Raw genomic sequence first — 24274 nt, 5'->3', positions numbered from 1 at the left:
GCCGAACCTCAAATGCCCAACATCAGTCCTTGCTGTCTGTCTCTTGGTCAGCCGCGCCCTGCGCAAAGCGGCTCGCAAAGTCCAGATACCAATCGAGGACCTCATTGTCAGCGGCCGCAGACCGGTTGACAACATCCGGTGACTGGCCCTGGAAAACCTTCTTGAGCGGCACCTCCAGAAGTTTGCCCGTGCGGGTCATGGGAACACCGGGGGCGGCGATGATCTCGTCCGGTACGTGCCGCGGAGACACCTCGGAGCGGATCGTCTGCACAATCTGGGAGCGCAGCTGCTCATCAAGTTCCGTTCCCGGTGAGGTCACAACGAACAGCGGGAGGTAGTAGTCACCATCGCCGAGCTCGGCGCCGATCACCATGGACGCCTGCACGCCCTCAACCCGGTTGACTGCATTCGTGATGTCCGAAGAGCCCATGCGGATGCCGCCGCGGTTGATGGTCGAATCCGAACGACCGTGGATGACCCAGCGATCATCGGCGGAGCGCGTCACCCAGTCGCCGTGGCGCCACACGCCGGGGTACACATCGAAATAGGCGTCCCTGTACCGGCTGCCGTCAGGGTCGTTCCAGAACTTCACCGGCATTGACGGCATCGACTCGGTCACCACGAACTCGGCGAGCTCATCCACAACAGAATTTCCGTGGGCGTCAAAAGCATCGGCGGCAACGCCCAGGTACGGCCCCTGCAGCTGACCCAACACAACTGGGTCCAGCGGGTTCGAACCGATGAACGCGGTGCAGATATCGGTTCCACCGGAATCCGAGCCCACACGGATATTGGGGGCCACGAACTCGTACGCCCACTTCCACGTTGAACCCGGCAGCGGTGAACCGGTCGACAGGATTGTCCGCAGGGATGACAGATCGTATTCGGCGCGCGGCTTCGCGCCGGCCTTCTCCATCATCTGCAGAACCGCGGCACCCGTCGCGAAATGGTTCGCCTTTTCCCGGCTGACGATCTCAAAGTGGCGCGAAGCCGAACCGGCCACCGGGGAACCGTCGTAGACGACGATCGCCGCACCGGCACCAAGGCCGTTGACCAGGATGTTCCACATGATCCACGTGGGCGAGACAGCCGTGTAGGTCACGTACCCCGGCTCAAGTTCGCTGTGCAGAACACTCTTCGCCGCTTCTAGAACAATGCCGCCGTGACCGTGCACAATGCCCTTCGGCTTGCCCGTCGTGCCGGACGAAAAAACAACCCACAGGGGGTGTGAGAACTCCACGCGAGTGAATTCCGGTTTCTGCAGCTGAGCAACAATGTCAGAGAAGACAGCGCTCGGCACACCCACCTCGGCAGCGTCAGCTTCGGGCAGGCGGTCGCCCAGATTGTCGACCAGTACGTGCGCCTTGATGCTGGGCATCTGTTCGACTAGCGACGCCGCAGAAGCACGCAGATCAATCTGCTTGCCATTGAACTTGTAGCCGTCAACGGTCAGCAGCACCTTCGGTTCAAGCTGCTGGAAGCGGTCCAGCACGCCCGCAGAACCGAACTCCGCCCCGACAACCGACCAAATAGCCCCCACGGATGCACTGGCCAGCAGGCCGACAACCGTCTGGGGAATGTTCGGCAGCACGGCACCGACTACATCGCCTTCGCCCACCCCTGATGACCGCAGCCATTCGGCGAGCGCACCGACCTGCCCCGCGAGCTCAGCCCAGGTCAGAGCTCGCCGGTTCAGATCTTCGTCCAAGCCGATGAGCGCCTCGTCATCCGGTGCGCTGTCAGCCCGGCGCAGCATGTTTTCGGCGTAGTTGATCTGGGATCCCGCGTACCAACGGGCATCTGGCATGGTGCCGGTGACCGCCGGACCGTCTGCACGGTCGCCGATGATGTCGAAGAACTCCCACACCGCGTCCCAGAAGTCGCCCAGGTTCTCGACTGACCAGGCGTGCAGCGACGCGAAGTCGCCCACCGGCACACTCCGTGTTTCAGCCAGCCACTCCTGGAACTCCCGTATTTTCGATGCCGCAATCCGCTCCGGTGAGGGCGTCCACAGAACGTCACCGGGTTCCGCCTGTTCAAAGTTCTCCGCAAGTGCCATAGATGTCCTTTCTGCCGCGCTTCATTGCGCTGTGTGCTGCGGTGTGCGAAATGTTTCTGTGCGCCTCGTTTTGGGCCGGTCGGGCTGACCAGCCCAGAACGAAGCGCCCAGATCTGGTGAGTCTCAGTCCTCGGTGTCCCCGATGTCGTAGGCGGCGGCCTTTCCGTCGGTGCGCTGAACCGTGACGCCGTTGTCGGCGAGTTCTGCGAGCGCTTTGCGGCTGGTATCTGCAGCGACACCCGCGCACAGGTCTTCGAGCACTCGAACTTCGAAGCCTTCGTCCAATGCGCTCAGTGCTGTTGCGCGCACGCAGTAGTCGGTGGCGATGCCGCAGACGCTCACGTGTGTCACACCGCGTTCCCGCAGCCATTCGGCAAGTTCTAATTCGCCGTCTGCCTCTACACCGTCAAAACCGGAGTAGCCATCTGAGTACTGCCCCTTGAGGAACTGGGCATCAACTGCTTCAAGCACCGGTTTGAGGGCCGGTGTGAACTGCGCACCCTCGGTGTCTGCCGCACAGTGCACGGGCCAGGTGGTTGTGAAGTTCGGTTCGGAAGAAAAGTGCGTGCCGGGATCGATGTGCCAATCCTGCGTGGTCACAACGAAGTCGTCAGGCCCCTCTTCCACGTAGTCGGCAATCGCTTCGGCTGCTGCCAGTCCCCCGTCAACACCGAGAGAACCGCCTTCACAGAAGTCATTCTGAACATCAACGATGATGAGTGCAGTTGTCATGACCACAGTCTACGGAATGTGGTTCAGGTCTCTTCTGCGTTCCTTGGCAGAGTTCACTTTCTCGTTGCCTAAGAGAATGCTGAGTCTTTTAGCCTTGTTGGGTCAGTCTGCACTTTCGTGTGCTCACACCTCTCATTAGGACTCATATGAAGCGCCATGCTCTGCTCGCCGGCACTGCCGCCGTCGGTCTCGCATTCGGCTCCGCAGTTCCCGTTTGGGCCGCTCCCGCCGATGCTCATATCTCTGAAATCTCCTACCCGTCGAACGATGCCGACTTCGTTGAGATCGTCGCCCCCGCTGGTACGGATCTGTCCGGCTGGATCGTCGGTTCTGTCACTCGAGGTGGCGCTCTCAACAGCGACGAATCGGTCGTCGCCCTGCCCCAGGGCACGGTTGTCGGTGAATCCGGTGTTCACGTTGTCGAACTTCCGCTGACGAACTCTGTCAAAAGCGGCGCCGCCGCTGATGGTTCCTACGGAGCTTCCGTTTTCGTGGTCAGCGCCGATGGAAACCTCGTCGACTTCAAGCAGATCGGCGGTGTTGTCGGCGGAAAGGGCGTCACGGCGTCCAACAGCGACAAGCTGCCTGCCTCGGTGCGCGGTCAGCAGGCAGAGCCCACTGGAGCAAAGGCTTCCGGCAAGGACCAGTCGATCCAGCTCAACTGCTCAGAGTGGGAGTCCGGTAAGCCCACCCCCGGAACGGCGCCCGACCCCAGCACGTGCGACGCACCTGACAACCCCAACCCAGATGAGCCCGGCACACCTGGCCCAACAGACCCCTCGGACCCGGAGAACCCGGCCAACCTCCTGCCGATCAACACCATCCAGGGCACCGGTGACGAAAGCCCGTATAAGGGCAAGACCGTCACCACCACCGGTGTTGTGACGGCCGCTTACCCGACCGGCGGACTGAACGGCTACTACATTCAGACCGAAGGCACCGGCGGAGACAACCACGACTTCGCAGAGGGCTCGCACGGGATCTTCGTCTACTCGAAGGACACCGTGAAGCAGGTCAAGACCGGTGACAACGTCGAAGTGACCGGCAGTGTCAGCGAGTACTACGGACAGACCCAGATCAGCGTTGGCGGTGAGGGACTGAAGAAGCTCGACGAAGCAGCGGTGGCCCCGAAGCCGTACGAAGGCGCATTCCCGGAAGACCCTGCCAAGCGTGAGGCCCTCGAAGGCATGCTTGTTCAGCCCACCGGCGACATCACGGTCACCGACAACTACTCGACCAACACCTACGGTGAAGTCGGCCTGGCCAACGGAACTGAAACCCTGCGCCAGCCCACGGATGTGGCGCGCCCTGGATCAGAAGAAGCCAAGAAGGTCGACGCCGAAAACAAGAAAAAGGCCTATGTCCTCGATGACGGCGGCACCGCGGACTTCTTCAAGACTGCGAAGGACACCCCGCTGCCGTACCTGAGCAACGACAAGCCGGTGCGCGTAGGCGCCAAGATCACGTTCACCAAGCCCACCGTTGTCGGCTATGGCCACGACAAGTACCGCCTGCAGCCCACGGGGTTCCTGCCGGACAACAATGAGCTGACCCCCGCTGAGTTTGAAAACACCCGCGCAGACGTACCGGGTGTCGGCGGTGACATGACGCTGGCCAGCTTCAACGTGCTCAACTACTTCCCCACCACCGGCGACACAGAAAAAGGATGCAAGGCCTACACCGACCGTGAAGGCAACCCAGTCGGATCGAACTACTGCACGCCGCGTGGCGCGTACAACGAAGAGAACTTCAAGCGTCAGCAGGCAAAGATCGTCACGGCCATCAACAAGCTCGACGCTTCAGTTGTCGCATTGGAAGAGATTGAAAGCTCCGACAAGTTCGGCAAGGACCGCGACTGGGCTCTGGAAAACCTGGTTGAGGCACTGAATGCCGCGGCAGGCGAAGACCGCTGGGCTTTTGTCCCCTCCCCGAAGTCGATCCCGGAGACCGGTGACGACGTCATCCGCACCGCTTACATCTACCAGAAGGCTGAAGCGAAGCCCGCAGGCGATTCAGTCATCCTCGATGACCCGGCGTTCCACAACGCTCGCGCGCCCCTGGCGCAGAAGTTCCAGGCCGTCGACGTGGACAACCCCGAGGCTTCCGAGTTCATTGCCGTTATGAACCACTTCAAGTCCAAGGGCTCCGGCAAGGGCCCGGGCAATGAAGACTCAGGCGACGGCCAGGGCAACTCGAATGCTGACCGCGTAAAGCAGGCGAAGGCTGTCGTTGACTTTGCTGACGCGCAGAAGAAGGCCATGGGCACCAACCGCGTGTTCATTCTGGGTGACCTGAACTCGTACACCAAGGAAGACCCGATGCAGGTCTTCTACGATGACGGATACACCAACGTCGGCGATCACTTCAGCGCCGCACCCACCTACCTGTTTGGCGGGCTGACCGGAAGCCTCGACCACGTGCTCGCTTCGAAGGAAGCCATGGGCCCGGCGGCACAGGCTCGCTCGGCTGCTCCGGCTGCGGCCGCAGGCGCTGTGACCGGTGCTGCCACATGGGAGATCAACTCGGTCGAATCAGTCGCGCTGGAGTACAGCCGCCACAACTACAACGTGACCAACTTCTACCAGCCCGACGAGTTCCGTTCGTCTGACCACAATCCGAGCATCGTGGGCATCAGCACAGGTGCGCCGGCAGAAGAACCCGGTGACAACGACGGCCAGGAACCTGGCGATGACGAAGGTCAGCAGCCGGGCGACGACGGCCAGCAGCCTGGTGATGGCGAGGGTCAGGAACCCGGTGACAACGACGGCCAGGAGCCTGGCGATGACGAAGGTCAGCAACCGGGCGAACAGCCCGGTGACAATGCAGGCCAGGAACCCGGTGACAACGACGACCAGGCACCGGGTCAGGAATCTGACGAGGATACATCGGACGACGTGGCCGCTGGCAACGAGGGCTCTGATGAAGGCGAAAGCCAGCCAGGCGCAGGCGGTTCGGATTCCCACGGATCCACAGCGAGTGGCTCCGGCAGCACTTCGGCTTCGGGCAGCGGAAAGGGCCTGCCGCGCACAGGTGCAGAGCTTACTGCCCTCAGCGCAGGCCTAGCACTGCTGGCGGCTGGAGCTGCTGCAGTGTTTGCAAGCCGTAAGCGCGCACACGCTCGCCGCTGAACTGAAGAGCTGAGCTGACAACCACCGGCTCAGCAAACAACGCAGGGGTGGTTCTCCGCACAACGGAGAACCACCCCTTGGCCGTTTAGGACCTCTGAACCTGGAAGCCAACATCAGCAGGCAAACAAAAAATCTCGGGACATCGAGTGAACGATATCCCGAGATTTTCATTTGCGCGCCACGAGGGATTCGAACCCCCAACCTTCTGATCCGTAGTCAGATGCTCTATCCGTTGAGCTAGTGGCGCACATCCGTGCGGACCTGAACAACTATACACAGGGTTTGCGGGAAACCCAAAAGCACGTCGCGTGAGGCTGCCCACAACCATAAAAACAGCCCCTGCAAAAACACGTCATGTTTATGCAAGCAACAGCCACAAGAATTTCAGAATCACGCCACACGGAACCATCTTGTGAGCCAACACACATGTTCAGTGGCCCGTTTTCCTCTCCAGCGTACATTCTGCGTTCCTACGGTGGGCTTGTCTCAAGAACACCGAAAGCTTGGAGTTAAGCATGACCGTCATCGACCGTGGCTCAGTCGAAGACCTGCTCGCAGGCGCACCCACGAAGAACGAGAAGATCCTCGAATTCGTCAAGCGCGCTGCCGAGCTCACCACCCCGGACCGCATCGAGTGGATCACCGGAGACGAAGAACAGCGTCAGGCAATCACCGACCAGCTGGTCGAAGCCGGCACTCTCGTCAAACTTTCCGAACCGGCTAACTCGTACTACGCGAAGTCCGACCCCGCCGACGTCGCACGCGTTGAATCGCGCACCTTCATCAACTCTGAAAAAGAAGAAGACGCCGGCCCGCTGAACAACTGGATGGACCCGCAGGAAATGCGCGCCACGCTCAACGAGCTGTTCACCGGCGCTATGCGCGGTCGCACCATGTACGTCATCCCCTTCGCAATGGGACACATTGACGCCAAGCACCCGCAGTTCGGCATCGAGATCACCGACTCGCCCTACGTTGTTCTGTCCATGCAGATCATGGCCCGCGTCTCAAACGAAGTCCTTGAGGCTATCGACAAGAACGACGGCAAGTTCGTCGAATGCATGCACTCGGTGGGTGCCCCGCTCGAACCGGGCGAAGAAGACGTCGCTTGGCCGTGCAGCGAGACCAAGTACATCACCCACTTCCCAGAAGACCGCTCCATCTGGTCCTACGGATCCGGCTACGGCGGCAACGCTCTGCTGGGCAAGAAGTGCTACTCGCTGCGCATTGCTTCGGCCATTGCCCGCGACGAAGGCTGGCTGGCCGAGCACATGCTCATCATCAAGCTGACCAACCCCGAAGGCGAATCCAAGTACATCGCGGCCGCATTCCCGTCGGCCTGCGGTAAGACGAACCTCGCAATGATCACGCCGACCGTCCCCGGCTGGAAGGCTGAGACCCTCGGCGATGACATCGCCTGGATGCGCTTCGGCGACGACGGTCAGCTCTACGCGGTCAACCCCGAATACGGCCTGTTCGGCGTTGCTCCCGGCACCGGCTACTCGACCAACCCGACCGCAATGGCAGCAATCGACGCTGGCGGCAACATCTTCACCAACGTTGCCCTCACCGATGACAACACCGTGTGGTGGGAAGGCAAGACCGACGAAGCCCCGGCCCACCTGACCGACTGGAAGGGCAACGACTGGACTCCGGAGTCCTCGACCCCGGCAGCCCACCCGAACTCGCGCTTCTGCACCCCGATTGCCAACGTGCCCACCGCAGCTCCGGAATGGCAGGACCCCAACGGCGTCCCGATTTCGGCAATCCTGTTCGGCGGTCGTCGCAAGACCACGATGCCGCTGGTGACCGAAACGCACGACTGGCAGCACGGTGTGTTCATGGGCTCGGTCCTGTCCTCCGAACAGACCGCCGCCGCTGAAGGCAAGGTCGGCGTTGTGCGCCGCGACCCCATGGCTATGCGCCCGTTCATCGGCTACAACGTCGGCGACTACTTCCAGCACTGGCTGAACATCGGCAAGACCGAAGGCGCCAAGCTGCCGAAGATCTTCTACGTCAACTGGTTCCGCCGTGACGACGACAATTCGTTCCTGTGGCCCGGATTCTCTGAGAACTCGCGTGTTCTCAAGTGGGTGTTCGAACGTGTTGCCGGCACCGCCGAAGCTGTTGACACCCCGCTGGGCAAGGCTCCCGCCGAGGGTGCCCTGGACGTTGACGGACTCGACGTCACTCCGGAACAGCTGCAGAAGGCCCTGGCCATTAAGCCCGAAGAGTGGGCTGAAGAGGTCAAGTCGATCGAAGAGTGGTATGAGGAACTCGGCGACCACGTCCCGGCTGAGCTGCGCGGCGAAGTCGACAAGCTGCGCCAGCGCCTGGGTCTCGCCTGACCCCAGCTCGAGCGGAAGCATCGGCTGACTTAACAGACCGGCGAGCGTCCGGCCTCAGGTTCACGAGCCAGAACCGAGGTCGGCCGCTCGTTCTGTTTCTCCTGGTGGAACTGCCCTTTTCTCCTGGTGAAATTCCCCTTTTCACACCGCGCACCGGCCGCTACCGTGGTGGGAAGAGATGACACTTCGGTGTCACCCAACTGCGGAGAGGAATCTTCAATGACTGACAACCCTCAAGGCACCATCGACCAGCTCGAATTCGATTCTCTGATCAGCGCAGATCAGGCTTCGGGCAGCAAGGTTTCGATCTACATTCCCACGAAGGTCTCCGGCGGCCAGGACAAGCTTGCGGCCGGGCTTATGCGCGATCAGCTTGGCGGCGCGAAAGCGGACCTTGAAAGTGCGGGTCTCAGCGCGAGCGAAGCTGCGGCGATTGTCCAACCCGTCCAGAAGGCCCTCGATGACCCTGGTTTCTGGCTGCACATGAGCCGTGGCCTGGCGGTTTTCGCTGCCGACGGCTTCTACCGGATCATCCGCATTCCGCTTGAGGTTCCGGCCCTGCGCACGGTTGACGACCACTTCAATGTGGTTCCCCTCGCACCGATGTTCGAACAGGCCGGCCGTGTATACGTTCTGGCGTTGGCCAAGAACTCCGTGCGCCTGTTCGATGCCAGCCGCAACCACATCGAGCAGCTGCCGCTGGGCTCGATTCCTGAGAACTTTGACGCCACGGTCACGGAGCTTCCGGAGCACAACCTGCAGTACCGTTCCGCAGGTGGCGAGCGCACGGGCTTCTACGGCACTGGCGGCGGCGGTGACACTGAGGATCACCTGCGGGAGAACTTCCTTCGCCGCGTGGGTGAAGGTGTTGCGGCTGAGCTTGGCACTGCGCGTTCGCAGCCGCTGGTTCTGGCTTCCGTGCAGGAGTACCTGAGCCCGTTCAAGAGCCTGTGCCCCTACCCGAACATCCAGGATGTCGCCATCCCGGGCAACCCTGAGCAGACGAAGCCCGAGCAGCTTCGCTCGAAGGCGTGGGAGGTTCTCAACGACAAGATGCAGGCTGACGAGGCCTCTGTTGTCGAGCATGCTCGTTCGCTCATTGCGTCGGGCAAGGGCTCCTATGACCTGGGTGAGATTGTGCAGGCTGCTGCCGAAGGCCGGGTCGACACGCTGTTCACTCCGCGTGACATTCAGCGTTTGGCCGCGACGAACGCCTACGGGCCTGCCAGCCGGGCGATTCTCGCAACTGTCGCGAACAAGGGCACGGTCCGCACGGTTGCCGAGTTCCCGGAATCGTCGGAGGCTGTTGCCACTTTCCGCTACTGACCTGCTCACCTGGCCCTAACGCACGAGGTGGAGCTGCGGATCTCTGCAGCTCCACCTCGTGTTGTGGGGTGGGGACGATCAGACGTCGTCGTCGGCGGGCATACCGCCTTCGCCCTCCCAGGTCTCAATCAGTGGGATCTTGGTGCGGTTGAACTTCAGGCGCACACCGTAGCCGCCCTGGCTGTCGTCGGGGATGAAGATCGCCCCGTAGTGTTCGAGGGCGCGACGCAGATCGGTCTGCTGTGCGACAGTGAGGTCCCACTGTCCCTTTTCAAATGCTTTGAGCTGTTTGCGGGTGCAGCCGGCGCGTTCGGCAACAGCGGTCGCTGAGAGCTGTACGAGTGCGCGGGCAGCACGGGCAAGGTATCCGTCGATGATCATGGTCTGGCTCATGTGTCTGTCCCTCCTTGGACATTGTGTGCTCCGTGCGCGGAACTCACATCTGTGAGCTGTCGTCGAAGCGGGCGGCCGCATATTCGGCTCCCCACGCCAGCACATCGCGCGAAGCTTCCATCATCCTGCCGAAATGGAGGAAGGAATGCAGTGCACCTTCCTCTAAGTGGAACTCCCTTTCGCGGCCGAATGTTCCCAGAACCTTGTTCAGGGCTCGCGAATCATCGGCCAGGGGGTCGAGCTCGGCCCCGACGATGAACATGGGCGGTACGGGTTTGGAGTAGTCGGCCGTCAGCGGGTCAACGTAGGGATTGGCAACGTACTGAGCGCCGCGGTAGTGGGCTTCGAGCATCACTTCGAGGTCGGCACAGCTCAGGCCGTCCCACCAGCCGCCGTACAGACGCATGGTGGCGGAGTCCCGCAGCCCGTAGGTGCCGTAGTACAGCAGGAGTGAGCGAGTCGATTCGAAAGCGCTGTCCCCTCCTGGCTGCCCGGCACTCGGGTCAGCGTCGAGGCCGGCCGCTTCGGCAGCAACGTGGGGTTCATCGCGCAGAAGAAGGGTTGCTGTCAGTGCCAGGTTCGCCCCGGCGGAGTCTCCGGCGAAGGCAAGGCGTTTGGGGTCGATGCCGTGTTCGGAGCCGCGGGCCGCGAAGTAGGCGGCGGCACCGGCAACTTCGTGCATCGCCTGTGGGAAGACCGCTTCTGGGGTCAGTGAGTAGTCCACCGCAATGACCGCCGCCCCGGATTCGGCCGCCAGCACGCGCTGAATCCGGTCGTGGGTATCAAGGTTGCCCACGGTGAAGCCGCCGCCGTGAACGAAGATGATCGCCGGCAGGGTTTCAGCATCCACGGGGCGGTGGATGCGCACGGGGACCGAGGCTCCGGCCAGGGGCAGCGTCATGTTGTCGGTGCGGACCATCTGCGGGCCGCCTTCGTTCCAGAATGCGCGTTCGTCGTTGTAGTCGGCGCGCATTGCTTCGATCTGGCCACCGCTTGCACCCACGAATGCGAAAGGGGTGCGCGCAAGCTGGTGTCGGACCACGGCGGCCTGTTCGGGCGTCATCGCACGGCGAATATGCGCGGGGATGGACTCAAAGGTCTGTTCGTCGGCCATGGGGCAATCGCCTCACTCATCTAACTACGTCCTATAGAACCACGGGCTTCGCACACAGCGAAGTCCGAAGACCCCGCCCACAATGGGAAAGACCCCCGAAAACTCAAGGTTCTCAGGGGTCATCACCGTTTGGCGGAGTTGGAGGGATTTGAACCCTCGGTCCCCAAACGCGAGGACTTCACCTTAGCAGGGTGACGCTTTCGACCGCTCAGCCACAACTCCAGGCAGATACAGGTTACAGTCCAAGCGCCGCGGGAGCAAAAGCACCCCCGTTCCCTCGCCGCAGCTTACGCCGCTAGGTGTGCTCTGCCGGTTCCGCCGCCGAGGTGGAGCTCACCTGAACGTCACATGTGACCTGTGTTGGCGGTCGGCTCGGTACACTTGCTGTTCAGCCGAGGAACATATGCTCACCGCGCCGCTCTTGTCAGCGGCACGGCTGATGAATAGAGGAGACGACACGGTGACCGATTCCCACGACACCACAGGCGACTCTGGCTCCGCTGGCAGCGCAGACAAGCCGGACGGTGCAGGCACCACCCAGCACGGACGCTGGGAAAATCTTCCTCCTCGCAGGGTCCTTCGTGCCTCCTCTCGCCCTAATTTCCGCGGTGACAAGCCCACTGGAACACATAGCGCAGAACCGGCGTCGCCGGAGACTGTCCGCCCCACCCCGGCTTCTGAACATCACAGCGCGCGCAATCTGAGCGAACCCTTCCCGTCACGCCGCGAGCTGCGCGAACAGCGTGAACGCGAAGAGCAGCAGCGCGCAGCACAAGCAGAAGAAACCGCACCGGCTGACGCGCCCACCGCCTCGCCCGCGGAATCTCAGGAAGCATCGCCCACCCGATCAGCAGCGGCCACCGCGGCAACCGCTCCCGCCGCAGCTGGAGTGCCAGCAGCCGCCACTCCAGCACCCGCCGCTCCGACAGCCGGCACCACCCCCGCCGCAGCCGCCTCGGGAACCCCCGCCACCTCGACCGCTGCCCCACCGCACACCGCGCACCGAGACTTTGACGAAAACGACAACGCTCAGCCGCGTCACGGTCAGCGCGGTGGTGACGGCTTTCCGTCGATTGTCATGTGGACGACGCTGGGAACGATGCTGCCGGGTCTGGCGATCGTCCGCCGCAACCGCAAGTCGATTGCCGGATGGATTCTGCTGTGCGGCTTCTTCCTGGGCATCGCGGCCATCGTCATCACGGCACTCATCTACGGTCCGACGGCTTTTGCCAGCCGCGTGGTGTCCAGCCCGAAGATCCTGCGGTTCGCATCGATTGTGCTCCTCATAGGACTCGTCATCTGGGTCCTTGTGATTCTGCGGTCCTTCGCGGTGTCCAAACGCGGCTTCCGCCTGCCCAAGCCGCAGAAGGTGCTCAGCTGGGTGCTTGTGGTCAGCCTCATTGTGATCGTCGGCATTCCGCTGAGTGTCGGCGCCGCATACGCCAATGTCACCGCCACCACTCTGTCAAAGGTGTTCGGCAAAGAAGGCGCCAAGGTGCTCAAACGCGAAGACCTGTGGGCTGACAAGGAGCGCATCAACGTGTTCCTCATCGGCCAGGACAGCGCCGACAACCGCCAAGGCGTGCGCCCCGATACCATGCTCGTGGCCAGCATCGACACGCGCAGCGGACAGACAACCCTGATTTCGGTCCCGCGCAACCTGGCCTTCCCCGAATTCCCGGAAGGCTCGAAGCTCGCTGAAACGTTCCCCAACGGCTTCCGTCCCACCGGTAATCCCACGGAGGACCTCATCAACGCGGTGTGGGACTGGGCTGAGAACTCGCCCGAAGCCGTCGGCGACACCCACGGTCTCGAACCGGGCATGTTCGCCACCATCCAGGCGGTTGAAGCCTCCCTGGGGCTCAATACCGACTACTGGACTGCCGTCAACATGCAGGGCTTCACCGACCTCATCACCACCATGGGCGGTGTCGAACTCGACGTTGAACGCCCCATCCCGATGGGCGGTGGCACCAACCAGCACACCGGTGCGAAGAACCAGATCTTCGACTGGATCGACCCGGGCCCGCAGCGCCTCGAAGGCAAGAAAGCACTCTGGTACACCCGCAGCCGTGACGGGGCAGACAACTACGACCGCATGTGCCGTCAGCAGCGTTTCCTCAAGGCCGCTCTTGAACAGCTCAGCCCGCAGGAAATGGCGCTGAAGTACCCCCAGCTGGCTGCGAGTGCATCTGACAACATCCGCACCGACATCCCGCTGTCGGACCTCAGCGCATTCGCCGACCTCGCCATGGTCATGCGCGATACCGAAGTGAAGTCCGCCCAGATCACCAACGATGTCGTCAACACCCTCCACCCTGACTATGACGACCTGCGCGAATGGGTGAAGAAGCAGACCTCCTCGGAAGACGGCAAGAAGAAGGCCGGCAAGGCCCCGACCGACGGCAGCACGGGCGGCTCAGAGAACACAGACAGCACGCCCGAAGACTCCACCTCGCCATCAGAGGAACCGCAGCAGGAAACCGAGACCACAGAGCCCGGCATCGGCATGGAAACCGATGACGGCAAGTGCTACCCGCACGGCTACAAGCCGGGCGACCCCTGGCCGGGCTACCCGCACAACGACAAGCTGCGCGGAGGTGCGAACGCTGGGACCGGTGCCGATGGCTGATATTGCGATCATCGGCATGGGCCCGCGGGGCCTGACTGTTCTGGAGCGCCTGGTTGCGCTGTCGTCTGCTGGGACGGACGAGGTGCCGCCCCGGCTGCGCATTCATGTGATCGATCCGTTCCCGCCGGGCGCGGGTCGGGTGTGGCGGACGGATCAGAGTCCGTCGCTGCTGATGAACACAACGGCTGCCGAACAGACGGTGTTCGCAGACGAATCCTGTGGTGTGCCGAATCCGGATCAGGGGCCGTCGATGGCCGAATGGTCGACGGATCCGCGCAGTCCGGACTCGTATTTCCCCAGCCGTGTTGAGTACGGCCGGTATCTGCGCGATTCCTACCGGCGAATCGTCGCCCGGGCGGAAGAAACACAGACCGCGGACGTCATAGAGCATCAGGCGCGCGTCACGGACATCGCCGAACCGGACGGCACGGACGGCCAGCAGGTTCTGCGCCTGTCCGACGGCACCCGTCTGGCGGTTGACTTCACCGTGCTGTGCTTGGGCCACATTGAGGCGCGTCTGACGGATGAGCGCCGCTCCTATGCTGAGCTCAGCCGGGAACCGGGTGTTGAGTACCTGCCGCCGTGCCTTCCGGCCGAAACGCCCCTCAACCACCTCAAGCCTGGCGAGCCGGTGATCTTCCGGGGGTTCGGTCTGAACTATTTCGACCTGCAGGATCTGCTTACCACCGGCCGCGGCGGCACGTTCACACAGAACGAGGACGGCACCCTCAAGTACCATCCCAGCGGGCTCGAGCCGATCCTCGTGCCTTCTTCGCGCCGCGGTGTCCCCTACCGGTGCAAGCCGATCACGGAAGCGCACCCGCTGTCAGCGTGGGAGCTGCGCTATTTCACTCCGGAGAACATTCGCACTCTTGCAGACGCCCAGGCGGCTGAAGGCCAGAAGCTGAGCTTCAACGACCACCTGTGGCCGCTGATCCTGGCTGATATCCGCTCGGCCTGGTATCGCACGCTCTACCGCGTGCACCCCGAGGCTTTCAGCGCCGATCCGCTTCACATGCACGATGCACTGACCCACGCCGTCACCGAACACATCGGGGTTCGCGCAGGCCGCACTGAAAAGGGCGGAAAAGCGGCATCTGCTGCGACAGCCGCTGCCGCAGCAGAACGGTCGGCCACAGCAACTGTTGGCCCACACCGCAGTCAACACGCACCTGACGGCCGTGAGCGGCCCTCGGGCGGCTCTCCCGCGGGGCACTTGACGCAGGCCTCCCCCAATTGGGTTTCTGTCGAACGAAGGGTGCTTGCTGATCCCGGCTTTGCACTTGACCTGCACCGGCTGCTGCGCCCCATGGACGATGTTGAATTCGCTGACCCTGATACTGATCTGCGCGAATGGATGCTGCAGTTCCTGCGCCGTGACCTCGCTGCGGCACAGGCCGGCCCTGAGGGGTCTCCCGGCAAGGCTGTTTTCGCCGCCCTGTGGGCTGCGCGCAACCTGTTGAAGACTGTCGTCATCGACGATCTGCTGGATCCGGTGAGCTTCACATCGGAGGTTCGCGGCTGGTTTGAGGGCTTTGTGTCCGGCATCTGCGACGGCCCGCCCCCGCAGCGCTTTGCTGAGCTCATTGCGCTGACTGAGGCTGGTCTTGTTGATTTTATCGGCCCTGACGTGCAAATCAAAACCGTCAGTGGTCCCGGGCGCGGCCATTTCGTTGCCACCAGTCCCATCGCGGACAGGGCGATCCGAGCAACCGCCCTGGTGGATGCTTCGACACCCGGCAACAACGTCCGCTTTGCCGATGACGAGCTCATGAACTCAATGCTGGACCGCGGCCAAGTGCGGCCGGCCGTCATCACAACCGCGGCGGGTGTCGACATGCCCCTGACGGGGCTGGACGTTGACGGTCCCGCGTACCGCACCGTCACCGCAGACGGCACAGTTCATCCGCGCCGCTTCGCGTTCTCCATCCAGCTGTCAGCCGTACAGCTGGGCCTGGCGATCGCCGCCAACCCCAATGCAAAGGCCCAGAGCCTCATCGATGCCAACACGATCGCCCAGGCGATCATCGACGACCTCACCTGACCTGCCGACAACAAAAAGGGCGAGGCGGAAGCTCACCTGTGCTTCCGCCTCGTCCTTTGTCTTCAGCTGATCACACGTACCGGTACGCGGGCCTGCGCGGCACCGTGACGGTGCGCTTGCTGGCGATTGCCGCCAAGGCCGCAGCTGCGCCCACAACGAGCCACACAATCAGCTGGCCGACCGCCGCACCGGCACCCGGCGTGCCGGAAGCCAAAGCGGTGAAGCCGTTCACCGCTGGGGCCAGCGGCAGCATGCTCATGAGCGACACGAGCCCTGTTGGTGCTGTGCTGATGAGGTTGACCGACAGAACGCCGACCATCATCGCCGCGGACACAATCCGGCCGAAGCCGCCCATCAACGCCACGAGGGCGAAGTTGATCACTGTGAACGTGATGCCCGCCAGCAGCGCCAAGAGGAACATTCCTGCGAAGGCTCCGGCGCCCAGGCCCCAGATGAACTGGAACAGGACCGTCATGACGAAGGCGTGGATGACGGCAATCGCCAAGCCCGGTGCCAGCGACCTCAGACCCACCTGCCACGAGGGGTGGCCCGAAGTCACGGCTGAGGCCGGTACTGCGCGCAGCACCGTGTAGGTCAGCAGCGAGCCGATCCACAGCAGCAGCGCGAACAGCACGCCGATGACGCTGTTCTGGGCCAGGGAACTCAACTTCGCCGATTCACCTGGCACAGATGCTGCCACGACGTCCGACAGCTGTGAACGGTGCGACTCGTCGTAGGTCGGGACTTCGTCCTTGCCCTCCTCGAGCTTGTCGTAGAACTCGCCCGTGCCGTCCTTGAGCTTCTTCGTGCCGTCGACCAGCTGCGGGGTGTTGTCCGACAGCTTCTTGGTGCCGGCGGCCAGCTGATCAACCCCGTCGGTGTACTTGCCGACGCCTGCGCGGTACTTCGAAGCGCCGGCGGCCAGTTCGTTCGAACCGTCAGCCGCCTGGCCGATTCCAGCGGTCAGCTTGCCGGTGCCATCGTGCAGCTTCTTGGTGCCGTCGGCCAGCTGACCGGATCCGTCACGCAGCTGCTTGCCGGCCTGGACGACCTTCTTCTTGCCGTCCTTGAGGCCGTTGACGTTCTTCTCGATGTCACCGAGGTTGTCATGGATGCCGGAGTTGAGTTCACTCGTTCCATCTGCCAGCTTCCGCAGCCCCTGCGGCAGGGTGAGACCGGAATCGCCCTTCGTGTGCAGGCCGTCGCTGACCTTCTGGAGCACACCCACCGAGGCGGTGGAGATTCCCGCTGCGAAGGCGCGTTCGGCTGTGCTGCAGGCTGTCTTCGACACGGCGCTGCCGAGTGCCTTCTGAAGTTCGGGATCGGCGAGGGCCTTCTGGATTTCTGGGTCGATTCCCGCATCGGCCATTGCCTTCTGCAGGTCCTTCTGGAACTGCTGGGCGCCCTGCTGGCTGATCTTAGAACCCGGTTCGGGGCACAGCACTGCGCGAGCGCGTGCGACTTCCTGGGCCGACATCAGGCCAGCAGCCTGGAGGTCATCGAGGCTCGTAGCCTTCGAGGTGCCGTCGGAGTTCATAAGTTTCTTGGCTGCAGCGAGCTGTTTGTCGACATCCTTCTGCATGTCTTCCACACCGGTGGCGATGGTGTTCATGGAGGTGTCGAGCTTGTCGGCAGCGTCAACTGCCTTTTTGAGTTTGTCAGCGTCGAAGTCGTCGAGTGCAGTAACGACCTTGTCGATCTCACCGGTGTACTCGACGATGCCGCCGTGCAGCTGGTCAGCGCCCTCGTACAGTTTTTTCGTCTGCGAGGGAAGTGACTTCGTCTGGTCCTTCATGGTGTTGAGGCCGGAGGAAAGTTCGCTTGCACCGCTGGCCAGCTGATCAGCTCCGCTGCGCAGCTCTTTGCCCTTGGTCGACAGGGTGCGTGCACCCTTGTTGAGCTCCTGCACACCGCTGTCGAGCTGCGTGGTTCCGTCTACCAGTTCGCCGGCGCCGTCGTCGAGTTTCCCGGCGCCCTCGGCGGCTTCCTTCATCTGCCCGGAGATTTCGTTGAAGCCCAGGTAGATGTTGTCAAGGTACTTCTTGGCGAAGTCCTTGTTAAAGCTCTGAGTGGCTGCCTGCGTGATCGCCTTGGCGATGATGACGTCCGGTACGGGCTTCACTTTGGACTGCTGAATGTCGATCGTGGCGTGTTCGGCGTTCTTGCCGTCGTCTTCGGAGATCGACATGACGCGCTCGGAGAAGTTCTTCGGGATCGTCACAACCGTGGCGTACTTGCCGTTGCGCAGCCCCTCGGCTGCGTCCTCATCGTCAGACAGCTGCCAGTCGAGGTTGTCCTGGTCTTCGTCATCCGGCGAGATGAGCGCTGCCGCCAGCTGACGGCCCAACGGCACGGTTTTGCCGTCAATCTCGGTGCCGTCGTCGTTGTTGACGATGGCACCGGGGATGCTGTGGACTTTCTCTTCTGCCCCGTGGGCAGTCACCACATAGCCGCCGGCTACGAGCAGTGGGATGAGAAGCAGACCGATGATGGTCGACCACGTCACGCGCTGACCGGCAGCGGCCCGTTCAAACTTAAACATGGTGTGTTTCCCCTGTCAGGTGGACAGACTCTTGGTGCGCATCAGCATGTGCTTCCGCCAAAGGCGAATGGTCGGAGCTGCGATGGAGGTCAAGAAGTGTGTATTCGGAGTTCTTCGGCAGCATCCAGTCGGAGTCCGCAGTGACAAGGCCGAGGACAACCGCAGAGCCGCGCTGGAGTGCCGAATCGATGAGCCGCTTGAGCAAAGCCGCGCTCTGCGCGTCCTGCGGCTGGTCCGCGTGGTCGACGACGACCAGCTTGGGCGGGTTCTGGATCATGCGGTAGAGCGAGCGGTGCGACGGTGCTGTCGAATCGTCGCGCGGGCTCATGACAATCAGCGGAAGCGCCCGCCGAGCGTGCACGCCCTGTTCTGGCATGACCCAGTCGAGGATCTTGAGTTCACCCTCGGAGATCGCCATGCGGCCCGACAGAGCTGTGACAAGTGCCGATGATCCCGGCCCGGTGACGGCAAACACCTCGCCCGGTTTCAGCGCAACGTCGACTCCGGAGACTAGCTTGCCTTCCGCATCGCCGACATCACCGCGAGCTGAGCGGCCCGTATCGCGTGGACCGTTGATGCCGATGTTCTCCCCGTAGAGCAGGTACGGAGAATTCTTCTGCGGCCAGTCGCGCTGCTCAACGAGGTGGGCGAGTCCTTCGCCCTCAACGTCGAAGTGGGGCAGAATCGCATCGAGCTTCTTCGGCAGCCACCACGATTTTTCACCCAGCATGGCCATGACGGCCGGGCCGAGGGTCATGCGGATGAGGAAGGCGTCGACGGTGATGCCCACCGCCAGGCCCAAAGCGATCGATTTGATGATCGGTTCGCCGGCGGGCACGAAGGCTGCGAACACGGCGAACATGATGAGGGCCGCGGCCGTGACGACCCCGGCTGAGGACAGGAATCCCTTCTCGATCGCGTGGCGTGCAGAAGCCCCGTGGGCATAGGCCTCGCGCATACCGGACACGAGGAACACCTCGTAGTCCATGGCCAAACCGAACAAGATGCCCATGAGGATGATAGGCAGGAACGAAATGACCGGGCCGACCTGCTCGATGCCGATCGTTTCAGCACCGTAGCCCTGCACGAAGACGAGCGACACCACGCCGAAGGCTGTGATGACCGACAGAAGGAAGCCCAGGGCAGCCTTGATCGGCACCGCCACGGAGCGGAACACCATCATGAGCAGGACGATCGACAAGCCCACAACGAAGCTGCCGAACGGCAGCAGGGCCTTGCCCAGCTGGCTCGACACGTCGATGGCGACTGCAGTCGAACCAGTCACCGCGGTTTCAAAGCCGTACGTGTCTTTGAAGTAGTCGTGCATGTCGCGGATCTCTTCGACGACTTCTTCTGTGCGCGGGTCGTCCGGACCGTATTCCGGGATGACCTGAATCATCGCGGTGTCGGCGTTTTCATTCGGGGTAGCCATGGCGATCTGCTTGACGCCGTCGACCTTTTCGAGGTCTTCCTTCATGTCGTCGACGTCCTGCAGCGGGTCATCGCTGGTGATGATGTCCGCAGTGACGATCAGCGGGCCGTTCGCGCCGGGTCCGAAGTGCTCCTCGGTGAGGTCGTAGGCGATCCGCTGCGGGGTGCCTTCCGGTTCGCCGCCGTTGTTCGGCAGCGCCAGCTGCAGCTTGGATGCGGGGATTGCGAACAGGCCCAAGCCCACGACCACGATGATGACGGTAAGGGCGGGCACTTTCGTGACAATGTGCTCCCACGTGCGGAAGATCCGCGTTGCGGGGCGTTCTTTCTTGGGCTTTTCGGGTTTGGCTGCTTCTGCCGATGCGGCCTTCTTTTTCTTCTTCGGCATCATCTTTTCGCCGAAGAATCCCATGATCGCCGGAACGAGCGTCAGTGCCACAAGCACGGCGACCGCGACGGTTGCGGCGGCACCAAAGCCCATGACCGACAGGAAGGGGATGCCTGCAATCGACAGGCCGACAAGCGCGATGATGACCGTCATACCGGCGAACACAACAGCGGAACCAGCGGTCGCGGTGGCCCGCGCCGCGGATTCGTGAGCGTCGAGGCCGTCGTCGCGGCTGATCTGGCGGGCACGCGAAATGATGAACAGCGCGTAGTCAATGCCGACGGCCAAGCCCAGCATGAGCGCAAGCATTGGTGCGGTGGAGTTCACCGTGGCGAAAGCGGTTGTCAGCACCACAAGCAGCAGACCGATGGCCACACCGACGATTGCGGTGACCAGCGGGATTCCGGCTGCGATGAAAGACCCGAAGGTCACAAACAGCACGACGAAGGCGATGACAACGCCGATGCCCTCAACCCACGAGATCTCAATGCCGGTGACCTTGAAGATCTCACCGCCGGCAACCACTTCGGTGTCTTCGGGCAGTTCGGCTTGCAGCTCTTCAGCTGCTTTTTCAAGGTCTGTTTTAACCGAGTCGGGCAGATTGGCCTCTGCGTCGTCGTACTGCACGTTGAGAAGCGCGGCATTGCCCTTATCGCTGATGGAACCGTCGATCATGTCGTCGTAGGGACTCATCGCCCCGTCAACGTGGTCGTAGTCTTCGAGCTTGTCAGCCGCTTCCTCGATAGGCTTCTTGTATTCCTCGTCCCTGAGGTCAGCACCATCGGGAGCGACGATCGTCAACTGGCCCCGGCCGCCGCTGACCTGCGGGAATGTGAGCTCCAAATTGTCAAGAGCTTCCTGGGACTGCGCGCCGGGAAGCTCAAATTCGTCGGAGAAGTCGTCTGCGAACAGCGCGACGAACCCGCCCAGCAGGGCGAGTATTGCGAACCACACGGCAACGGTTGTCTTCCGCCGACGGTAGGCTGCCGCACCGAGTTCATATAGGAATGACGACATTCAGGAGCTCCGAACAATCGTGAAGTTACTGGCCAGTAATAAACGTATTCAGCGATGTTAACAACTGAGCGTTCCACCGACGCCCAGAAAACGTTAAGTCAAGTATGGCGCGTGGGCCCGAACGCTTCGTCTGCACCCGTCAAATGAGCAGCTGCCGAAACGGGTCAGTGAAGTCGGCTGACGCCCGAGAACACGCTGACAAGGTCTTAAGAGAACACCGCACCGGCGGAAAGAATTCCAGCCAACAGCTGCTGTGAAGCGCAGCCGAGTCAGGAGGCGCGCATGACAACTGTGCGCATTTTCACGTACTGCGGGATGCCTGGGCTGACCGCGATCCGCCGCTGTGCGGGGTCAATGCGAATGCTGGCCAGTGTGGCCGAATCGAGAACACCGCCGGACTTGGGCAGTTTGGCAACACCGCCGACCGCCGGGTCGGAGCACAGCATCGGCACAAGGTCATCCGCACACTGCGGTACCCCGGCCGAAGCCACGGCGTCTTGCAGGAACTCCAGCCGCTCAAAGGTGTTGGAATTCGGCGGGCTGAGAAGACCTGTCTGTGCAAAGTCGCCGTCCAGGAAGTGGTTGGTGTGCACCGCGTAGCCCTGTCCGTCCAGCACACGTGTCTTGCCCGCGCTGATTTCGACCATGGCCGTTCTCTCAGGGTCGACCAGCGTGATGCCTGAGCTCGACGTCAGCGGCGCCTCTTCAATCAGCTGCACCGCCTCGTCGACATTTCCTGCAGTCCCCAAGACCCGCGCGAGAACAGAATGAACAGGAACCCCACCAGGCGCATCGTCAGAAGCGAACAGGATGTTGAGGAAACATCCCAGACCGGCCGAATTGACCCCAATCTTGCCGGTCATGCCGTACTCGGCCACGCCCGCGTATCCGTAGCCGCCCGGCAGTGCGGACACGGAGTGCAGGTGCCACAGGTCCGCGAATTCCGGGTACCAGTCCCACGTCTGCACGCCGACGCACGGCGCACCGGCATCCGCTGGGTCCGCGGCAAAGGTGATGGTCGAACATTCCGAAGCCGGCGAGGTGGAGCCCACCTCCCGCGGTCCCTCCGGCTGGGTGGGGAGGACCGAACGGTCGGCAAGCGCCAGGATCTCCGTGCGGGCGATGATGACCATGAGATCAGCGGGAGTCAGCCCCGCGCCCATGGCAACACCGGTGATTTCCTGGTGCTGTTCGGGATCCCAGTCGCGCAGAGCCGCAAGGGAGTCTTTTGCTGCGGCCTTAACTGCGCGGTCCTCAATGCCGAGGGCTTCGAACAGGTGTGTGTAGCTTCTGTGCGCTGAGCGAATCCGCTGCGCGGTCTGCGTGGCGCGGGCCATTCCGCGCATCTGCGGTGTTGGGCCGCTGACCACGATCGATTCGGAGCGGACTTCGTGCGGAACCGGCATGTGGACTCCTCGCTGCTGGAGAATCTGCTGTATGCGAAGCCTATCGGCTGTGCCAGCTCGGCAGTCCGCTCGCCGGGATTCCCGCCGCATACATGTGGGCCGCCGTGTCCATGAGTGCGGCGAAGTGGGCGAAGGATCCGGGTGGTTGGTTTTGTTGAGCGCCTTCTACTTCAAGTGCGACCGCTGCCGTGCGTTCGGCGCGAGCCCGATTGATCTGCTGGATCCGCTGGTGCAGACCACGGAATGGTTGACCTTCGCCCGGCAGAACGAGGGTGTCGGCCGGCAGATTTTCCAGTTTCGTGAGGGATTCGGTGTAGGCATTGACAGCGCGGGACAGATAGCTGACGTCCAAGCCCAGGCGGCCTGCGGGCGAGATTTCTTCCGGCGGCACGTGGTCACCGGAGTACAGGAGGGTGCCGGCGGGGTGGTCTTCGACGAACACCGTGTGTCCGAAGGTGTGGCCTGGAGTCCACACGGCCCGCACGGTGCGGCCGGACAGCGGGAGGCGAGCGCCATCAGCCAGGAGCACCGTGCCGGCGGGAACACGGGGTACGGCGACTTCGAAGCCGGCGGTGGGGGCTTTGCCGTCGCGGATGTCTTTGAGTGTTTTGAGTTCGTGGCCGTGGATGCCGCACCAGATGTTCGGCTGGTTGAGCGCCTGCAGAAGGCCCGCGTGGCCGTAGTGGTGGTGCGTGACAGCCGCCCCGTTGAGGTCGTCGGGGGTGAAGCCGGCCTGCTCGATGCCCGCCATGAGAGCGTCGAGGCCTTCGCGACTCCCCCACCCTGTGTCGATGAGGCTGAAGCCGGTGTCTTCTGCCAGCAGATAGGCATTGGTGTGCCCGCCGAAGGGGGTGGGCACCGGAATCGCCCACGTGCCTTCGATGATTTCAGCTGCCTCGCCCATGGCTCTCATTGTGCCAAGAACGAGATCGGGCCGGTGGGCCAGCGCACTTGCGGCGCGTGTGCCCACCGGCCCGAATCAGTCGGCTGTGCCGGGTTTATCAGTAGTACTGGTTGAGGAGGTCTTCTGCCATGCCGTCCCATTTCGCGTAGGCGTCGGGGAACGCGGAAACCTGAACTGCCTGTGCGGCGTCACCGGGCGCCATGTTCTCCCAGCCCTGAATCTGAAGCAGGCCGTTGGGCGACACTTCCGGGTTCACTCCGTAGAACGACTTGGCGGCGAAGACGGGGTCCTGGATCTGTTCAGGGCTTCCCCATCCGGCAGAGGGACGCTGCTGAAACAGGCCCAGCGAGTCACGGTCACCGTGGTCGAGGTTGAGCAGGGTCGATTCCTGCTGAGCGGTCATGAGTGCGATCTTGATTCCCTGGCGGGGAATGTTGTTGTCCTTGCCGACCTGGATGATCGTCTTGACGTTTTCGATCTGCTGCGGGTTCAGCTGCTGCTGTGCAGCTTCCTGCGCCTGGGCGGAGACTGCCGGCTTGGTGCCTTCAGTTGCCATGGCAGGGCCTGAAGCCAGGACTCCGACGGCGGCGATTCCGGCGGCGATTGCGGTGGTCGTAGAAATACGGGTAAGCGTCTTCACGGACTTTCGCTCCTGTTGTGGATTGCTTCATTTTCAGCCCCTGCTCGCGTCGTCTGCAGCGGTCTGCAGGCCGGTGCCGGGGAAGTCGAAGAAGCGAATCTTCGGGGCTGTCATTCACGTTTCCACAGCAGCCGCCGCCGTTCAACAGACTGCGAGTCAAAGGAATCTCA

At 62.5% G+C, this 24274-nt stretch carries 14 protein-coding genes and 2 tRNA genes; 5 read left to right on the top strand and 11 right to left on the bottom strand.

Going from position 1 to position 24274, the window contains the following annotated elements; genetic code table 11:
- Positions 1 to 22: 22 nt before the first annotated feature.
- A complete protein-coding gene (locus HMPREF3087_RS09010) occupies positions 23 to 2059 on the bottom strand; it encodes an acetoacetate--CoA ligase (RefSeq protein WP_070428865.1) in 2037 nt (678 codons plus the stop codon).
- A gap of 123 nt (positions 2060 to 2182) precedes the next feature.
- Positions 2183 to 2791 (bottom strand): nicotinamidase, encoded by a 609-nt coding sequence (locus HMPREF3087_RS09005; RefSeq protein WP_070428864.1) that lies wholly within the window; start codon positions 2789 to 2791, stop codon positions 2183 to 2185.
- Between the two features lie 146 nt (positions 2792 to 2937).
- On the opposite strand from HMPREF3087_RS09005, the gene HMPREF3087_RS09000 reads away from it, so the two are divergent.
- Positions 2938 to 5919: an ExeM/NucH family extracellular endonuclease gene (locus HMPREF3087_RS09000; protein ID WP_070428863.1), complete on the top strand. Its 2982-nt coding sequence runs from the start codon at positions 2938 to 2940 to the stop codon at positions 5917 to 5919.
- Positions 5920 to 6093: 174 nt separating this feature from the next.
- On the opposite strand, the gene HMPREF3087_RS08995 is transcribed toward HMPREF3087_RS09000, so the two are convergent.
- Positions 6094 to 6166, bottom strand: a tRNA-Arg gene (locus tag HMPREF3087_RS08995).
- A 268-nt stretch (positions 6167 to 6434) separates the two neighbouring features.
- Between HMPREF3087_RS08995 and HMPREF3087_RS08990 the strand changes: the two genes are divergently transcribed.
- Together HMPREF3087_RS08990 and HMPREF3087_RS08985 are read left to right on the top strand one after the other, a co-directional pair.
- The gene (locus tag HMPREF3087_RS08990; RefSeq protein WP_070428862.1) at positions 6435 to 8267 is read left to right on the top strand and encodes a phosphoenolpyruvate carboxykinase (GTP); all 1833 of its coding nucleotides are present in this window, start codon (positions 6435 to 6437) and stop codon (positions 8265 to 8267) included.
- Between the two features lie 219 nt (positions 8268 to 8486).
- Positions 8487 to 9593, top strand: a complete 1107-nt coding sequence (locus tag HMPREF3087_RS08985) for a baeRF3 domain-containing protein (RefSeq protein ID WP_070428861.1) — start codon at positions 8487 to 8489, stop codon at positions 9591 to 9593.
- 78 nt (positions 9594 to 9671) lie between these two features.
- Here HMPREF3087_RS08985 and HMPREF3087_RS08980 read toward each other — a convergent pair whose 3' ends face one another.
- The 3 genes from HMPREF3087_RS08980 to HMPREF3087_RS08970 all read right to left on the bottom strand — a co-directional run bounded on the left by HMPREF3087_RS08980 (position 9672) and on the right by HMPREF3087_RS08970 (position 11322).
- Positions 9672 to 9986, bottom strand: coding sequence for a helix-turn-helix domain-containing protein (locus HMPREF3087_RS08980; RefSeq protein WP_070428860.1), 315 nt, complete (start codon positions 9984 to 9986; stop codon positions 9672 to 9674).
- Between the two features lie 43 nt (positions 9987 to 10029).
- Positions 10030 to 11100 carry an alpha/beta hydrolase fold domain-containing protein gene (locus tag HMPREF3087_RS08975; RefSeq protein WP_083272126.1) on the bottom strand — a complete coding sequence of 357 codons (1071 nt, stop codon included), beginning with the start codon at positions 11098 to 11100 and terminating at the stop codon, positions 10030 to 10032.
- Positions 11101 to 11230: 130 nt separating this feature from the next.
- A tRNA-Ser gene (locus HMPREF3087_RS08970) sits at positions 11231 to 11322 on the bottom strand.
- 238 nt (positions 11323 to 11560) lie between these two features.
- Between HMPREF3087_RS08970 and HMPREF3087_RS08965 the strand changes: the two genes are divergently transcribed.
- The gene (locus HMPREF3087_RS08965) at positions 11561 to 13732 is read left to right on the top strand and encodes an LCP family protein (RefSeq protein ID WP_070428859.1); all 2172 of its coding nucleotides are present in this window, start codon (positions 11561 to 11563) and stop codon (positions 13730 to 13732) included.
- Complete coding sequence (locus HMPREF3087_RS08960; protein WP_070428858.1) at positions 13725 to 15776, top strand: FAD/NAD(P)-binding protein; 2052 nt, start codon at positions 13725 to 13727, stop codon at positions 15774 to 15776. The genes HMPREF3087_RS08965 and HMPREF3087_RS08960 overlap by 8 nt, the downstream gene beginning before the upstream one ends.
- 70 nt (positions 15777 to 15846) lie before the next feature.
- Here the strand turns inward: HMPREF3087_RS08960 and HMPREF3087_RS08955 are convergent, their stop codons facing one another.
- From HMPREF3087_RS08955 to HMPREF3087_RS08935, 5 genes are all read right to left on the bottom strand, one after another.
- Entirely contained in the window at positions 15847 to 18318 is a 2472-nt protein-coding gene (locus HMPREF3087_RS08955) for a YhgE/Pip domain-containing protein (RefSeq protein WP_070428857.1), read from the bottom strand.
- Positions 18311 to 21154 carry an MMPL family transporter gene (locus HMPREF3087_RS08950; protein WP_070428856.1) on the bottom strand — a complete coding sequence of 948 codons (2844 nt, stop codon included), beginning with the start codon at positions 21152 to 21154 and terminating at the stop codon, positions 18311 to 18313. The genes HMPREF3087_RS08955 and HMPREF3087_RS08950 overlap by 8 nt, the downstream gene beginning before the upstream one ends.
- Before the next feature lie 269 nt (positions 21155 to 21423).
- Positions 21424 to 22560: a C45 family autoproteolytic acyltransferase/hydrolase gene (locus HMPREF3087_RS08945; protein WP_070428855.1), complete on the bottom strand. Its 1137-nt coding sequence runs from the start codon at positions 22558 to 22560 to the stop codon at positions 21424 to 21426.
- A 40-nt stretch (positions 22561 to 22600) separates the two neighbouring features.
- On the bottom strand, positions 22601 to 23464 hold the full coding sequence (locus HMPREF3087_RS08940) for an MBL fold metallo-hydrolase (RefSeq protein WP_070428854.1): 864 nt from the start codon (positions 23462 to 23464) through the stop codon (positions 22601 to 22603).
- Between the two features lie 97 nt (positions 23465 to 23561).
- A complete protein-coding gene (locus HMPREF3087_RS08935; RefSeq protein ID WP_070428853.1) occupies positions 23562 to 24104 on the bottom strand; it encodes a peptidoglycan-binding protein in 543 nt (180 codons plus the stop codon).
- Between the last annotated feature and the right edge of the window lie 170 nt (positions 24105 to 24274).

Source organism: Brevibacterium sp. HMSC22B09 (genome assembly GCF_001806795.1).
GTDB classification, from domain to species: domain Bacteria; phylum Actinomycetota; class Actinomycetes; order Actinomycetales; family Brevibacteriaceae; genus Brevibacterium; species Brevibacterium ravenspurgense.
The sequence above is the reverse complement of the archived record's forward strand: the minus strand, read 5'-3'. Positions and strand labels throughout refer to the sequence as shown.